At 60.7% G+C, this 506-nt stretch carries 1 protein-coding gene; it reads left to right on the top strand.

Annotated elements, in window-relative coordinates; translation table 11 throughout:
* The first annotated feature begins 206 nt into the window (after window positions 1-206).
* Complete coding sequence (locus DQ353_RS22470) at window positions 207-335, top strand: hypothetical protein (RefSeq protein ID WP_286166960.1); 129 nt, start codon at window positions 207-209, stop codon at window positions 333-335.
* Window positions 336-506 lie beyond the last annotated feature (171 nt).

Below are 506 nucleotides of genomic sequence, written 5' to 3'. Positions count from 1 at the left end.
CAGCCGCAGACGACATTCGGCGCTCAATTATCGGCGACCGAACGAAGTCCACTATAGTTACCAGCAGCCGGCCACGGCAGCGTAGAGAAACCACTAATCCGCTGTCCGAAAAGTCCTAAGCAGCCCAGTGGCCTCTTCGGAGCCGGGTGAGATTTCTGTTGTTGCCAACGTATCCAGTGCCTTCCGGTGGCCACAGATATTCCGCGATGATCTCGCCATCGGTGTTGGCGAAGATGACCCCGCGGGGATCCCACGCGGCAATGACGGTCCGCCCCCGCATCCGGGTCGTCAAGAAGTACGAGGTCGAACCCATCTTGACGACGCCGTTGGAGTAGACCCTCAGTTTTTGGCTGCCGCTTCCTGCCGGGTGGGCAATGGTGGCTCTACGGATTCTGGCGTGGTGAGGTTGTCCTAAGTCCGGTAGTGTCGGTGGCCGCCGGCGGAGAGCAGTGAACGGATGCGGTAGTTCTCGAAGTTGCGGAATCCGCGGGCGATCCTCCGGGTGG

Source organism: Arthrobacter sp. AQ5-05, assembly GCF_003287975.1.
Classification (GTDB): domain Bacteria; phylum Actinomycetota; class Actinomycetes; order Actinomycetales; family Micrococcaceae; genus Paeniglutamicibacter.
This window is presented reverse-complemented; position numbering and strand designations above follow the sequence as displayed.

Excerpts from the sequence above, each read along its gene's own strand:
- DQ353_RS22470 (WP_286166960.1), top strand. The coding sequence starts at position 207 with ATGATCTCGCCATCGGTGTTGGCGAAGATGACCCCGCGGGGATCCCAC.